This window comes from Nocardiopsis sp. iso_25 (genome assembly GCF_056173305.1).
Window position 1 is genome coordinate 503876 of the sequence record NZ_CM149667.1, and the last position, 14953, is coordinate 518828.

Sequence of the window (14953 nt, forward strand, 5' to 3'; positions counted from 1 at the left end):
GGGCATCCATGGTGCTCGCGGGCAAGGAGTGGCTGGTCTCCAGTCGCGCTGCCCGCATGGCCCTGAGCCCCGCCCGGCTGCTGCTCCTGTCCGGCATCGTCGCCGTCGCATGGCTGGCCGGGGGGATCGGTGTCGCCCACGGCGAGACCGCCCCCGAGTCCGGTGGCCTGGTCGACCGCGTGCTGGAGGTCGGAGACGGGACCGGACGCGCCGGACAGGCCGCCGCCGAGGAGATCCGCGGCGCCCGCCTCTCCGACGCCACGGCCCGCGCCGCTTCGGCCACGGAGTCGCTCACCGACACCGTGGTTCCCCAGACGGCCGCTCTTCCCGCCGAGACCCTGCACGGGACCGGCGTGACCGCGGCCCTGGAGCGCACCAGGACCGGATCCGCCGCCAACAGGGCGGTCGAGGACACCACCCGGGCCGTCGACGAGACCGCGCGCGGCGCGGGCGACCTCGTCGGGGGCATCGCCCGCAGGGGCCACGACGTGGTGGAGTCCACCGACCGCTCGCTGCGTGACAGCAGCCTGGTGGGCACGGTCTCCGATGGGCTGGCCGAGTCCACCCGGGCCGTGCAGGACCGGATCGGCGGCTCCGCGGGCACCGCGGCGCCGCTCGGCCTGCCCGTCCTCGGCGGCGCCGACGAACTCTCCCCGACCGCTCCCGCGCCCAAGCGCTCCGCGTCCGACGAGGACGAGGGCTCCGGCGCGGAAGGCGACGGGGACCGCACCGGCGGGGTGACGGCCGTCCACGCTCCCGTGGACCCGTCCGTCTGGCACCGGGTCGCCGACGAGGGCGCCGACCGGGCGCCGGGCGACGACGACCCCGTTGAGCGCATCCGCCTCATCGCGGGCGGCGGGTACCACCAGGCCGGAGCGGACGCCACCGGCGCCGCGTCTCCGTCCTTCCCCGCGCCCGGTGCCGCCGGGTTCCTGACGGCCCGGGCCGACCACCTGGCTCCCCGGGCCCAGCGGGTCGCCCTTCCCGGTGACCCCACCCTGGTTGTCCGCGACGCCGCGGACGACCCCTCCTTCGCTCCCGACTAGCCGCGTCTTCCACGACCGCGGCCGGTCCGTGCGCTCCTCTGCGCGCAGCCGCCTCGCCGAATCCGGCGGGCGTGCCTTCTCCCCGGCTTCCCCGGAGCACGAAGCTCTCCGTCCGCGGTCCACGAGCAGCTGGCCGAACTTTCTCGTTGACCAAAGGACACGCGATGACCTACGACACGCACGCCCGTATCGCCGCACTGGTGGCCGCGGGATTCTTCACCGCCGCCGGTGCCGGAGTGGCCTACGCCGACACCACCACCAGCGGAAACGGCTCCATCCTCGGCGGCAACCAGATCGTGGCCGACCTGGACGCCCCCATCAACGCCTGCGGTAACGCGATCGCCGTCCTCGGCGTCGCGGGCGCCCAGTGCACCGACAGCGGTGCCGCGGTGCAGGACGACAGCTCCACCTGGACGCCCGAGAAGCCCCAGGAGCCCGAGACCCCCGACGAGTCCGAGAAGCCGGAGACCCCGGAGGAGCCCGAGAACCCCGAGAAGCCGGAGACCCCCGAGAAGCCGGGGAAGCCCGGTTACGGGGAGGAGCCCGGTGACGGCGGGCACGACGGTGGGGGCCACGACGGCGGCCACGACGGCGGTGGTCACGACGGTGGTCACGACGACGGCTACGGCGGCGGCGACCACGGTGGCGGCGGCGACCACGGTGGCGGCGGTGGCCACGACGGCGGCAACGGCGGTGGCGGCGACCACGGCGGCGGTGACAACGGCGGTGGCGGCGGCACGCCCGAGGAGCCCGTCTCCCCGCCCGCCGTGGACCAGGAGCCCCCGGCCCCTGAGCTCGCCAAGACCGGCACCGACGGCAGCGCCCTGAGCGGTCTGCTCGCGAGCGCCGCCGCCGCGATCGCCGCGGGCGCCGGACTGCTCCTGTTCGGCAGGCGCCGCGCCCGCGCCTGACCCCGGCCTCCCGGGCCGTTCGCGGCCCGGGGGCTGACGCGAGTCCCGTAGCACCGGCCAAGGCCATGTGCGCGGGGTTCACGTCAGCCGCCGCCCTCCGGGGCGGGGCTGATGGACGGGGTGCGCGCGTTCCGCCGCAACCAGCGGAGCGGGACCGCGGCGCACTCTCCCAGTACCGGTAGCACGCACCTCCCAGGTGCGAGGCGGATCGGAAGGAAACCCCGGCCTTGGCCGAAGGCCCGCACCCCACCCAGGGGCGTGGAACGGCCTGTGGCCCGAGCACACACCTTCTCATCGACTCATCGACATGCTTGAAAGGACCTCCCACATGCGTAAGTGGGTCAGCACATCCGCGAAGTCGGTGCTCCTGACAGCGGGCTTCGTCGCGCTGGGCAGCGGAGTGGCCTTCGCGGACAGCCAGGCCGTCACGAGCGGCAACGGCTCCCTGCTGGGCGGCAACCAGGCGGTCGTGAACGGGGACATCCCCGTGAACGTCTCCGGCAACGCGATCAGCGCCGTCCTGGGCACGGCCGGCGCCAGCAGCACCGACACCGGCGCGGCCGTGGTCGACCACCAGCACGGCCCCGACGCGGCCACGTCGGGCAACGGCTCCGCGGTCGGCGGCAACCAGCTGGTCGTGGACGGCGAGATCCCCGTGAACGTCTCGGGCAACGCCATCGCCGCCGTGGCCGGGATCGCGGGCGCCAGCACCACCGACACGGGCGCCGCTGTGGTCGAGCACCAGCACGGCCACCGTCACCACCAGCACGGCCCCGACGCCGCCACCTCCGGCAACGGCTCCCTGCTGGGCGGCAACCAGGCCGTGGTCGACCTGGACGTGCCGGTCAACGTCGCGGGCAACGCCATCAGCGCGGTCGGCGGCGTGGCCGGCGCCGCGGCCACCGACACCGGCGCCCTGGTGCACGACGGCCACGGCCACGGGCACCGCGAGCACCACTCCGCGCCCGCCGAGTACACCGCCATGGACCTGGTGAACGAGGCCGCGAGGAACGCCACCATCCTGCCGCTGCCGGACACCTCCGGCGTGGACACGGGCGTGCTGCGCCAGTCGGCGCCCCGTGAGCACCAGTCGGCCCCGCGCGAGCACCAGTCCATCGCGACCTCCGGCAACGGCTCGCTGGTGGGCGGCAACCAGGCCGTGGTCGACCTGGACGTGCCGGTCAACGTCGCGGGCAACGCCATCGGCGCGGTCGGCGGCGTGGCCGGCGCGGCCTCCACCGACACCGGAGCCCTGGTGCTGGAGGAGGAAGAGGATGTCGTGACCTCGGGCAACGGCTCCGCGGTCGGCGGCAACCAGCTGGTCGTGGACGGTGAGGTCCCGGTCAACGCCTCCGGCAACGCCGTCGCGGCGGTCGCGAGCCTGGCCGGCGCCAGCAGCACCGACGACGGGGCCGCGGTCGTGCACCAGAGCGCCCCCGAGGCCCAGCCCAGCGCCCTGGGCTCCCTGCCCCTGGTGAATGAGCTGCCCGAGGTCCCGGTCTCGGACATGCTGCCCGTCGAGTACGAGGTGAGCGAGACCACCCGTCAGGCCGTGGAGCAGCACGCTCCCGAGCACGCCGACCAGCTGCCCGAGTCCGCCCCCGTGGGTGTGGCCGACCCGGTCAACGAGCTGCTCGGCGCCGCGGGCGTGGGCCTGTAACGACAGAACAGGGGATCGCGCCCGCGACCGCGCGGGCCCGAGGGAGCACGGCGTCCCGTTCCGTGAGGAACGCGGTGGACTGCGGGGTGCCGTATCCCACAGGGCGGCGTCGGACACGGAGCGCGATCCCGGACCGGCACAACGCGTGCCGTACGCGTCGACGGGCCACGACGACCCGCCTCCGCACTCCCGTTCCGTGAGGAACGCGGTGGACTGCGGGAGCGCGGAGGAGCTGGCCGTCAGCCCGTGACGCGAGCCGAGTCCTCCCGGGAATATCCGGGAGGACTCGCCGCATTCTGGGGAAAGCAGGCACTCCACCACCACCAAGTGTGTCTGAAGTCACTCGTGGGGGCCGTTATGGGTGCTCGTCAGAGGCGGTGCTGGCCAACCGGCCCACGTTGCCGGGGCGGCTCACGTACGCTACGGACCGGTACCGGTTCGGGAAGCGCTTATTCTGCGGGTGCCGGTGGGCGTGGACCGGGTGTCCACCCAGAGCGACGGGGCCCTCACCCGCGGAGGGCGCAGTCCCTTCCGCCCACCGACGGGGGGAGCGCCTGGAGTTTCGGTTACTGTCGGTTCCCAGGGGCTTCCGACAGACCGCGGCCGGAAAGATCACGTAGGGCTAGACGTAGGGGAAGAGCGTGCCACCCACGAAGGGCAGCGCCGGCAAGAACGGCTCGAAGGACAGCGGACGACAGGGGGCGGGCACCGCCCTCGTCATCGTCGAGTCACCGGCCAAGGCGAAGACCATCGCCGGTTATCTGGGGCGCGGCTACGTCGTGGAGTCCAGCATCGGCCACATCCGCGACATGCCCAACAAGGCCGCCGAGATCCCCGCCAAGTACAAGGGGCAGGCGTGGGCCCGGCTCGGGGTGGACGTCGACGGCGACTTCGAGCCGCTCTACGTGGTCAACACCGACAAGAAGGCGCACGTCAAGAAGCTCAAGGAGCTCATGGCCGACGCCGACGAACTCCTCCTCGCCACGGATGAGGACCGCGAGGGCGAGGCGATCGCCTGGCACCTGCTGGAGGAGCTCAAGCCGCGCATCCCCGTCCGCCGCATGGTGTTCAACGAGATCACCAAGGACGCCATCCAGCGCGCGGCCCTCAACACCCGCGACCTGAACACCCGCCTGGTCAACGCGCAGGAGACCCGGCGCATCCTGGACCGCCTCTACGGCTACGAGGTCTCCCCCGTGCTGTGGAAGAAGGTCATGCCCAAGCTCTCGGCTGGCCGCGTGCAGTCCGTGGCCACCCGCCTGGTGGTCGAGCGCGAGCGCGAGCGCATGGCGTTCACCTCCGCCGAGTACTGGGACCTCAAGGCCCTCTTCGACGCCACGGAGGCCGGTGTCGCCGAAGGCCCCGCCACCTTCCCCGCCGCCCTCGTCTCCGTGGACGGCACCCGCGTCGCCGCGGGCCGCGACTTCACCCCGCAGGGCACGCTGCGCTCGGACCGCCCCGTCCGCCAGCTGGACGAGGCGGCGGCGCGCGGCCTCGCCGAGCGGCTGGGCGGCGCCGGGTTCTCGGTCTCCTCGGTGGAGCGCAAGCCCTACCGCCGCTCGCCCTACGCGCCGTTCCGCACCACCACCCTCCAGCAGGAGGCCTCCCGCAAGCTCGGCCTGTCGGCCAAGCAGACCATGCAGGTCGCCCAGCGGCTGTACGAGAACGGCTACATCACCTACATGCGTACCGACAGCACCACGTTGTCGGACAGCGCGGTCAAGGCCGCCCGCTCCCAGGTGCGCAGCCTCTACGGCGGCGACTACCTGCCCGACAAGCCGCGCGTGTACGCCAAGAAGGTCAAGAACGCCCAGGAGGCGCACGAGGCGATCCGCCCGTCCGGCGACACCTTCCGCACGCCCGCCCAGACCGGCCTGTCCGGCCCCGAGTTCCGGCTCTACGAGCTGGTCTGGAAGCGCACCGTCGCCTCCCAGATGAAGGACGCGGTCGGCGAGTCCGTCACCGTGCGCATCGAGGGCACCTCCTCCGACGGCGAGGTCGCCGAGTTCAGCGCGACCGGCAAGATCATCACCTTCCACGGGTTCCTCAAGGCCTACGTGGAGGGCTCCGACGACCCGGCCGCCGACCTGGACGACCGCGAGCGCCGCCTGCCCGCGATGTCGGAGGGCGACCCGCTCAAGGCCCAGAACCTGGAGGCCGAGGGGCACAGCACCCGGCCGCCCGCGCGCTACACCGAGGCCACGCTGGTCAAGGAGCTGGAGGAGCGCGAGATCGGCCGCCCCTCCACCTACGCCTCGATCATCGGCACCATCCTGGACCGCGGCTACGTGTTCAAGAAGGGCACGGCCCTGGTGCCGTCCTTCCTGGCCTTCGCCGTGGTGCAGCTGCTGGAGCGCCACTTCGGCAACCTGGTGGACTACGAGTTCACCGCGCGCCTGGAGGACGTGCTCGACGACATCGCCCGGGGAGAGGCCGAGAGCCTGCCGTGGCTGCGCCGCTTCTACTTCGGCGGCGAGGACACCGAGGGCCAGCGTGAGACCGGGCTCAAGGAGCTGGTCAACGACAACCTCTCCGACATCGACCCCAAGGAGATCAGCTCCCTGCCGCTGCCCGGCACCGACATCGTGCTGCGGGTGGGGCGCTACGGCCCCTACCTGGACCGGGAAGGTGTGCGGGTGAACGTGCCCGAGGACCTGGCGCCGGACGAGCTGACCGTCGACAAGGCCGAGGAGCTGTTCGCCCAGCCCAGCGGTGACCGGGAGCTGGGCACCGACCCCGAGACCGGCCGCGTCGTCGTGGCCAAGACCGGGCGGTTCGGCCCCTACGTCACCGAGGTGATCGAGGAGCCTCAGGAGGCCGAGGAGGGCAAGAAGACCAGGGCCAAGGCCAAGGTCAAGCCGCGCACCAGCTCGCTGCTCAAGTCGATGAGCCTGGACACCGTCACCCTGGAGGACGCGCTGCGCCTGCTGTCGCTGCCGCGCGTGGTCGGCCAGATCGACGGCGAGGACGTCACCGCGCAGAACGGCCGGTTCGGCCCCTACATCAAGAAGGGCACCGACAGCCGCTCCCTGGAGACCGAGGAGCAGATGTTCACGGTCACCCTGGAGCAGGCCGCGGCGCTGTTCGCCCAGCCCAAGCAGCGCGGCCGCCGCGCCGCCGCCCCGCCGCTGCGCGAGCTGGGCGAGGACCCGGCCTCGGGCGCCAAGATGGTGATCAAGGACGGCCGGTTCGGCCCCTACGTCACCGACGGGGAGGTCAACGCCTCCCTGCGCAAGGGCGACGAGGTGGAGTCGATCACCGACCAGCGGGCCGCCGAGCTGCTGGCCGAGCGCCGCGCCAAGGCGCCCGCCAAGAAGCCCGCGGCCAAGAAGCCCGCCGCGAAGAAGGCGCCCGCGAAGAAGACCGGCACGGCGGCCAAGAAGACGGGCACTGCGACGAAGAAGGCGTCCACCTCCACGACGTCCGCCGGGAAGTCGTCGGCCAGGAGGACGACCGGCTCCTCCGGCTCCGCCGCCCCGGAGGAATAGGCGCGGGGCGCGGCGGAGCGGCCGGGATTCGTCTCCCGGGCCCCGGCACGCGTAGGCTCACCCGGACACCCCCGACGGGGGTGTCCGGGTGGGCGGTCTCCCGCGTGTTCACCCCGGGTGGGCGCACCCTCACCCCTGTGCGGGAGCAGTCTTCCGTACTACGCTTGGCAGGACTCACGGGGACACGGAAACGTGCGCGTTCCCCGGAGCTATCCAACGATTCTGAGGCGGGTCCGTGACCCGCCGTTCCCTCTCCCCCTCACCGATAATCTTGAGCGCTATGAGCAGATCTGCACCCCTGGGAGCGCCGGCCGAGGCGCGCAACGTTCTTGCGATCACACCCTTCCGAAGGCTGTGGATCTCTCTCTCCCTCTCCAGCCTGGGCGACTGGCTCAGCCTGCTGGCACTGGTGTCCCTGGCGACCGTCTTCACCGCCGACGGATCCCAGCTCGTCCAGTACCTGGCCGTCAGCGGCGTCGTGGCGATCAAGCTCGTCCCGTCGATCCTGTTCAGCCCCCTGGTCGGGGCGGTCGCCGACCGCCTCGACCGCAGGTGGACGATGGTGGTCGGCGACGTCCTGCGCGGCGTGCTGTACGTCTCCATCCCCGTCGTGGGCCTCCTCTTCCCGGGCTTCGCCCTGGAGTGGCTGCTCATCGCCACCCTCCTGGCCGAGGTCGTCGCCCTGTTCTGGACCCCGGCCAAGGACGCCACGGTCCCCAACCTGGTGCCCCGCAAGCTGCTGGGGCAGGCCAACCGGCTGAGCCTGCTCACCGCCTACGGCACCGCGCCCGTCGCGGCGCTGCTGTTCGCCGCGCTCGCCTCGGTCAGCAACGTGCTCGGTGCGCTGCTGCCCTCCATGGCCAGCCCCGAGGCCGACGTCGCCCTCTACCTCAACGGCCTCACCTTCCTCGTCGCGGCGGTCGTCGTCGCCGGGCTGCCGATCCCCAGGCACAAGCCCTCCAAGGACGCGGAGAGCGACACCCGCGACAGCGGCATCCTGCGCGCGCTGGGGACCGGTCGGCGCCACGCGGGCGGCACGCCCCGCGTGCGCGGCCTGGTTCCGGGCATGCTCTGCGTCATCGCCGCCGGGGGCGTGGTCATCGGTGTCGGCCGCGTGCACGTCGAGGGCCTGGGCGCGGGCAACGCCGGTTTCGGCGTGGTCTTCGCCGCGGTCTTCGCGGGCACGGCCCTGGGCATGGTCGCCGGGCCGCGCGTCCTCAAGCAGTTCAGCCGCAGTCGGCTGTTCGGCCTGAGCATCGCCCTCGCCGGGCTGGCCCTGCTGTTCGCCGGGGCCGTCGCCGACATGGTGCTCACCGCAGTGCTCACCGCGCTGCTCGGCGTGGGCGCGGGCATCGCCTGCGTGATCGGCCTGGCGGTGTTCGACCGCGACGTGGAGGACGAGCACCGGGGCTCCGCCTTCGCCTTCCTGCACGGCGCCGCCCGCCTCACCCTGGTCGGCGCCGCCGTGCTCGCCCCGCTGGTCGCCGGGCTCATCGGCAGTTACCGGATCCCGGTCGGCCCGCTGAGCTACGACCTGCGCGGCAGCGGCCTCGTCCTCATGCTCTCCGGCCTGGCCGTCCTGGTCGTGGCACTGGTCTGCTACCGGCGGATGAACCGCCGGGACGACCCCGAGGCCGGTCCCGGCCTGCTCCCGGAGCTGTTCGCGGCGCTGCGCGGCGTCGCGATCGCGCCGGAGGAGGACGAGGAGTCCAAGCCCGCGGGCGCGTTCATCGTCGTCGAGGGCGGCGAGGGCGCGGGCAAGTCCACCCAGGTGCGCGAGCTGACGGTGTGGCTGCGCGACCAGGGCTTCGAGGTGGTCGGGACCCGCCAGCCGGGCGCGACCAAGCTCGGCATGCGCCTGCGCGGCCTGCTCCTGGACCGGGAGAACTCGCACATCACCCCGCGCGCCGAGGTGCTGCTCTACGCGGCCGACAAGGCCGACCACGTCCAGCAGGAGATCCTGCCCGCCCTGCGGCGCGGCGCGGTCGTCATCAGCGACCGCTACGTGGACTCCCTGCTGGCCTACCAGGGTTCGGGGCGCGACCTGTCCTCGGACGAGATCCGCCGGATCAGCGACTGGGCCACGCAGGACCTGGTCCCGGACCTGACGGTGCTGCTCGACGTGCGGCCCGAGGACGGCCTGTCCCGCCTGGGCGGCCCGGCCGACCGCATCGAGGGCGAGCCGGCGGAGTTCCACGACCGGGTCCGCCGGGGCTTCCTGGAGCTGGCCCGGGCCGCGCCCGAGCGCTACCTGGTGCTCGACGCCCGCGAGCCGCAGGACAGGATCACCCGCGAGATCCAGCGCCGGGTGCGCTCCCTCCTGCCCGACCCGGTCCCGAGCAGCTCCGAGGCCGTCACCGGCATGATCCCGGTGATCAGGAACGACGAGGTCGGACAGGGCTGAGGCCGGGGCGGCCGGGCCGTCCGACGCACCGAGGGCTCCCTGCCCCCGTCCGGGGGAGGGGGCCCTCGTCCGTGTCCGGGCGGGGCCCGCTCGTAGGGGCCCCGCCCGGGCGAGGCGGAGCGCTCCCGGCGCTCCGACGGGGGGAGGCCGGCCTGTGGACAACGGCCCGGACGTCGGCGCCGGCTCCTATCCTGAAGACCGAAGCACCAGCGGTGGGAGGGAAGCATGACGGTCTTCGACGACCTCATCGGCCAGCGGTCCACGGTGGGCCAGCTCCAGCGGGCCGTCGCCGGGGCCGCCGACCTCGTCTCCGGCGGACGGGGCACGGGGATGACCCACGCCTGGCTGTTCACCGGGCCGCCCGGATCGGGCCGGTCGGAGGCCGCCCGGGCCTTCGCAGCCGCCCTCCAGTGCCCGGACGGCGGCTGCGGGCACTGCGGCTCCTGCCACCAGACCCTCGCCGGGACCCACCCCGACGTGCTGTACGTGCGGCCCAGCGGGCTGAGCTTCGGTGTGGCCGCCACCCGCGACCTCGTGCTGCGCGCGGGCTCCAAGCCCTCCGGCGGGCGGTTCCGGATCGTGCTGTTCGAGGACGCCGACCGCGCCACCGAGGCCGCCTCCAACGCCCTGCTCAAGGCGGTGGAGGAGCCCTCTCCGCGCACGGTGTGGCTCCTGTGCACCCCCACCCCCGACGACCTGCTCGTCACCATCCGCTCGCGCTGCCGCATGGTCACCCTGGCCACGCCCGGCACCCCGGAGCTGGTGGACGCCCTCGTCCAGCGCGACGGGATCGACGCCGAGACCGCCCGCGCGGCGGCGGTCGCCGCCTCCGGGCGGATCGACCGGGCCCGGCAGCTGGCCACCGACCCCGAGGCGCGCAGACGCCGGGAGGAGGTGCTGTCCATCCCCGCCCGGCTCGACGGGCTCGGCGCGTGCGTCACCTCCGCCGCCCGGCTCTACGAGATCGCCGAGGAGGAGTCCAAGGCCCTCACCACGGCGCTCGACGAGAAGGAGAGGGAGGAGCTGCGGGCCGCGTTCGGCGAGGGCTCCACGGGCAAGGGCGTGGCCAAGGCGATGCGCGGCTCCGCGGGCGCGATGAAGGACCTGGAGGAGCGGCAGAAGCGCCGCGCCACCCGCATCAAGCGCGACTCCTACGACCGCGCCCTGCTCGACCTGGTCGCGTTCTACCGGGACGCGCTCACCCTCCAGCTGGGCGCGAGGGTGGAACTGTCCACGGTCGAGCGCTCCGGCGACCTGGAGCGCGTCGCCCGCTCCAGCACACCGGAGTCCACGCTGCGCAGGATCGACGCCATCATGGAGTGCCGCGAGCGCATCGCCGCGAACGTGCACCCCCAGATCGCCATGGAGGCCATGACCTCCGCCCTCCTGGCCGGATAGGCGACCGCCGTGCGGGCCCCGCCCGCGGGCGGGGCCGCCGCCCCGGGCGCCGTTCCGGCGGTCTCGCGGCGGGCGCGGCCCTCCGGGCGAACCCGTCACGGGACGGTGCGGCGGCCCGGTGCCGGGGACGGGACACCGCCCCGGCGGGGGGAGAAACGCGAGTTCGACCGGTGCGGGCCGCGCCGGTCGTGGAGAATGGATCGGCGCCGACGACACGTCGGTCGCGGTCGGACGTGACGAGAGGGCAGGGCACCGTTGGCGACGAGGGTTCGGGGACCGTGGGCGGCCGTGCTCACCGGGTCCGTGCTGCTGGCGACGGCGTGCACGGCGCAGGGCGACCAGCAGAGGGAGGGAAGCGCCGCGCCCGGACCCTCCGGGGACCTGGCGGCCTTCACCGACCAGGAGCTGGCCTGGGGCGAGTGCGAGAGCGGAGGGCCCGGCACCGAGTGCGCCACCTACGAGGTTCCCCTCGACTACGAGGACCCGGACGGCGAGCGCATCGAGATCGCGGTCAAGCGCCTCCCCTCCGAGGGCGGTGACGTCCTCGGCTCCCTGCTCGTCAACCCCGGCGGGCCCGGCGGCTCCGGGTACGACTTCGTGGACCACGCCCCCCACACGGTCAGCGACGCGGTGCGCGAGAGGTTCGACGTGGTCGGGTTCGACCCGCGCGGTGTCGGCCGCAGCTCACCGCTGACCTGTCTGGACGCCGAGGGTATCGACGAGTTCCTCGGCGGGGTGGACAGCGTCGAGGGCGACGGCGACATGTCCGAGGTCTCCGCGGCCGAGCTGACCGAGCTGGAGGAGGACAGCCGCGGCTTCGTCGAGGCCTGCCAGGCCAACCACCCCGAGCTGATGCGGCACGTGGGCACCGCCGACGTCGCCCGCGACATGGACCTGCTGCGCGCCCTGCTCGGCGACGAGAAGCTCACCTACCTGGGCGCCTCCTACGGCACCAGCATCGGCGCCCACTACGCCGAGCAGTTCCCCGACCGCGTCCGCGCCCTGGTGCTCGACGGCGCCGTGGACCCCAGCCAGGGTCAGCTCGACCTCAGCGTGCAGCAGGCGACCGGGTTCGAGACCGCCCTGCGGGCCTTCGTGGAGGACTGCCTGAGCCGGTCGGACTGCCCGCTCGGCGGCCCCGGCGACAGCGTGGACGACGGCATCGGGGAGCTGACCGCCTTCCTGGCCGACACCGCCGAGAACCCCCTGTCCAACAGCATGGACGACCGCGAGGTCAACCGCGCCCGCGCCGAACTGGGCGTGCTCGCCGCGCTCTACACCGAGGACTGGTGGCCGCGCGTGCGCGAGGCCCTCACCGCCGGCGCCGAGGGCGACGGCACCCTCCTGCTCCAGCTCGCCGACGACCTCTACAGCCGCAGTGACACGGACGCCTACGTCAACTCCACCGCCGCGCTCATCGCGGTGAACTGCTCCGACTCGCCCAGCCCGCGCGACGTGGAGGCCTACGCCGAGGCCGCGGCCCAGGCCGGTGAGGAGTCGCCGATCTTCGGCCCCGGCCTGGCGTGGGGCGCCCTGCCCTGCGCGTACTGGCCGGAGGAGGCGGTCGACCCGCCCGTGGAGCTGGACGGGGACGGCGCCGCGCCCGTCATGGTGCTGGGCACCACCCGGGACTCGGCCACCCCCTACGCGTGGTCCGAGGCGCTCGCCGAGCAGCTCGCCTCGGGCTTCCTGGTGACCCGCGACGGCGACGGACACACCGGCTACCGGATGGGCGACCAGTGCATCGACGGGATCGTGGACGCCTATCTGGTCGACCTCACCGTGCCCGAGGACGGCATGGCCTGCGCCTGAGACCGGCGGCCGGGTGAGCTGGCCGCCGTGTCCCCGGCACTCCGCCGAGGGGCTAGAATGGTGACCGCATCGCCGCGTGGAACACGCGGCGGCGCGCCGCCTTAGCTCAGTCGGCAGAGCGATTCACTCGTAATGAATAGGTCGTCGGTTCGATTCCGACAGGCGGCTCCAGCCGAAACGCCACCCCGGTCCGGGGTGGCGTTTCGCGTTGGTGGCCGATCGGGTGACCAGGTGCCTGTTCGGCGGGCAGGCCGCCCACGGCGTCGGCCCTCCGCGATCGCCCGGACGGGCCCGGGTCCTCCCGCGGGCCGCGGGCCGTCGTCCGGCCCGGGCCCGCGCGGCCCTCAGACGCGCTGCCGGTTCTGGAACCAGCCCCACACGGCGGTGGCCACGAACAGGACGGCGCCGATGACGGCGAGCCAGAGCAGGCCCTTGATGACCATGCCCAGGATGGCGAGGATGAGCCAGACCGCCAGCAGCACCAGGATGAAGTAGACCATGTCGTCCCCCAAGATCGCGTCGCTTCGGGACCTACCCGCTTCCGTGCCCGACCGCACACGCGGACCGGCCCGTCAGGGCCAGGTGCCGTCCACCACGGTTCCGTGGCCGGGTTTGCTGCGGTCCAGCCACTCCTGGCGGTTGCGGGCGAAGGCCAGGGACCAGTCGACCTGGCTCTGGTGCAGCTCGGCCAGGCTGACGGCGGCGAGTTCGGGGTGCCTGGCGCCGATCTCCTCGGCCAGGGCCAGCGCCGCCGAGGCGTCGGCGGACGCGGTGTGGGCGTCGGTGAGCTCCACGCCGTAGTACTCGCACATGGCGCCCAGGTTGCGCTTGCCCCTGCGGTAGGGCTCCACGCCCCGGTCGATCACCAGCGGGTCCACCACGGGCGCAGGGGGGCCGCTCAGGCGTTCGGCGAGGGTCGTCAGCCCGTGCCGCCGCATCTCCCCGGAGAGCACCCGCAGGTCGTAGGGGGCGTTGAAGACCACCAGCCCCTGACCGGAGGAGAGCTGGTCGGCCAGGGCCTGGCCGATCTCCTCCAGGCACTCCCCGGCTGGACGGCCCTCGGCCCGGGCCCGCTCCGTGCTGATGCCGTGGATGGCGACGGCGTCCGCCGGGATCTCCCGGGGGCCCGGGTCCACCAGCCAGGTGCGGGCCTTGCCCCCGCGGTCCACCAGCGCGGCCGAGACGAGGAAGGCGGTGTCGGGGTCGCGGGAGGAGGTCTCGGTGTCGAACCCCAGCAGGGGAGTGGTGTGCCAGCCGGGGTGGCCGCCCCGGACGGGAGGGGTGGGGCGCGGCTCGTGCTCCGCGCAGTAGGTGCGCCACCGGCCGCCCTCCTTGACGACGACACCCTCCCCGGCGCCGACGGAGGACTGGCAGTCGGTGCATGTCCCGGGATAGCGGTTGCGCATGGGATCCTCTCGGCCGGATGGTCGGCACCGCCGTGAACAGCGGCGATTCGTGAACATCGTAGAACGGCGCGGGGACAGTCCGCCTGGGGAGCGTGCCGCGCGCACTACGGCTGGAGACGCCTGGGGCCCTTGATGTGCAAGTGCCGACTTCTGGGGAAGGAAGAGGGACATGAGTCTGGAAGAGGCATCACGTCAACTCGAAGCAGCCATCCACGACGCCCGCGTCTCCTTCGACTGCATCCTCCTGGAGGAGCTGGACCGGGCGCACACGAACGCCATCACCGCGCGTGCCGCCGTGGACGCCGCGGAGCAGGCCATCCGCGTGGAGATGGAGAGACGCGAGTCCGCCGAGGGCGGGGCGCCCGGATCCTCCGGGACCGTGGACTGACCCCTGGCCGCATCGAACAGGTTTTCGAACAGCGGGTATGATCGGAGGCATGCCCGATCAGTCGCTGACGCCGGACTGGCCCGCGAGCGTCCACCCGCCCGGGGCGGACTCCTTCGAGCAGACGGCCCTGGTGTGGCTGTTCGACCACGTGCCCGCCGACTACCGGTTGCACGGCGTCCTGCGGCGCCATCCGGTCGCCCTTTCCCGGCTGGCCCACCAGTACGTCTCCTCGGCGCTGGAGGCCGCCCGGGAGGGCTACCGGACCGCCCGGGTCGACCTGCGCGACCACATGCCGCCGCACGCCCTCGACCAGGTCATGAACGCCTACCTCGCGGAGGGACAGCGCATGGCCGCCGTCCTCAGGTCGGTCGAGGCGGTCGACGCCGCCCTGCGCGCGGCGTCGGCCGAACGGGGCGGCGATGAGTGAGGTCGTGTGCCCG

Annotated in this window: 11 protein-coding genes and 1 tRNA gene; 10 read left to right on the plus strand and 2 right to left on the minus strand. The window is 73.4% G+C overall.

The genetic code is table 11. The annotated features are described in order from the left end of the window. Window positions 1–8 precede the first annotated feature (8 nt). The 8 genes from AC0VX6_RS02295 (at window position 9) to AC0VX6_RS02330 (ending at window position 12890) form a co-directional block, all read left to right on the plus strand. Window positions 9–1046, plus strand: a complete 1038-nt coding sequence (locus AC0VX6_RS02295; RefSeq protein ID WP_274978027.1) for a hypothetical protein — start codon at window positions 9–11, stop codon at window positions 1044–1046. 164 nt (window positions 1047–1210) lie between these two features. Continuing rightward, window positions 1211–1957 carry a chaplin gene (locus AC0VX6_RS02300; protein ID WP_274976011.1) on the plus strand — a complete coding sequence of 249 codons (747 nt, stop codon included), beginning with the start codon at window positions 1211–1213 and terminating at the stop codon, window positions 1955–1957. A gap of 328 nt (window positions 1958–2285) precedes the next feature. Then, window positions 2286–3617: a hypothetical protein gene (locus AC0VX6_RS02305; RefSeq protein WP_475467306.1), complete on the plus strand. Its 1332-nt coding sequence runs from the start codon at window positions 2286–2288 to the stop codon at window positions 3615–3617. A 641-nt stretch (window positions 3618–4258) separates the two neighbouring features. Continuing rightward, window positions 4259–7105 (plus strand): type I DNA topoisomerase, encoded by a 2847-nt coding sequence (gene topA, locus AC0VX6_RS02310; RefSeq protein WP_475467307.1) that lies wholly within the window; start codon window positions 4259–4261, stop codon window positions 7103–7105. Between the two features lie 280 nt (window positions 7106–7385). Continuing rightward, window positions 7386–9509 (plus strand): dTMP kinase, encoded by a 2124-nt coding sequence (gene tmk, locus AC0VX6_RS02315; RefSeq protein ID WP_475467308.1) that lies wholly within the window; start codon window positions 7386–7388, stop codon window positions 9507–9509. Window positions 9510–9734: 225 nt separating this feature from the next. Further along, window positions 9735–10907: a DNA polymerase III subunit delta' gene (locus AC0VX6_RS02320; protein ID WP_274976015.1), complete on the plus strand. Its 1173-nt coding sequence runs from the start codon at window positions 9735–9737 to the stop codon at window positions 10905–10907. 288 nt (window positions 10908–11195) lie between these two features. After that, a complete protein-coding gene (locus AC0VX6_RS02325; RefSeq protein WP_475467309.1) occupies window positions 11196–12719 on the plus strand; it encodes an alpha/beta hydrolase in 1524 nt (507 codons plus the stop codon). Between the two features lie 95 nt (window positions 12720–12814). Next, window positions 12815–12890: transfer RNA gene (locus AC0VX6_RS02330), tRNA-Thr, on the plus strand. Between the two features lie 173 nt (window positions 12891–13063). On the opposite strand, the gene AC0VX6_RS02335 is transcribed toward AC0VX6_RS02330, so the two are convergent. Next, a complete protein-coding gene (locus AC0VX6_RS02335; RefSeq protein WP_026338560.1) occupies window positions 13064–13219 on the minus strand; it encodes a hypothetical protein in 156 nt (51 codons plus the stop codon). Window positions 13220–13291: 72 nt separating this feature from the next. Next, window positions 13292–14125, minus strand: a complete 834-nt coding sequence (locus AC0VX6_RS02340; protein ID WP_475467310.1) for an exonuclease domain-containing protein — start codon at window positions 14123–14125, stop codon at window positions 13292–13294. A gap of 169 nt (window positions 14126–14294) precedes the next feature. Here AC0VX6_RS02340 and AC0VX6_RS02345 point away from each other — a divergent pair, with 169 nt between their 5' ends. After that, the gene (locus AC0VX6_RS02345; RefSeq protein ID WP_019610471.1) at window positions 14295–14513 is read left to right on the plus strand and encodes a hypothetical protein; all 219 of its coding nucleotides are present in this window, start codon (window positions 14295–14297) and stop codon (window positions 14511–14513) included. Window positions 14514–14550: 37 nt separating this feature from the next. Beyond that, complete coding sequence (locus tag AC0VX6_RS02350) at window positions 14551–14940, plus strand: hypothetical protein (protein WP_274976018.1); 390 nt, start codon at window positions 14551–14553, stop codon at window positions 14938–14940. Window positions 14941–14953: the final 13 nt, after the last annotated feature.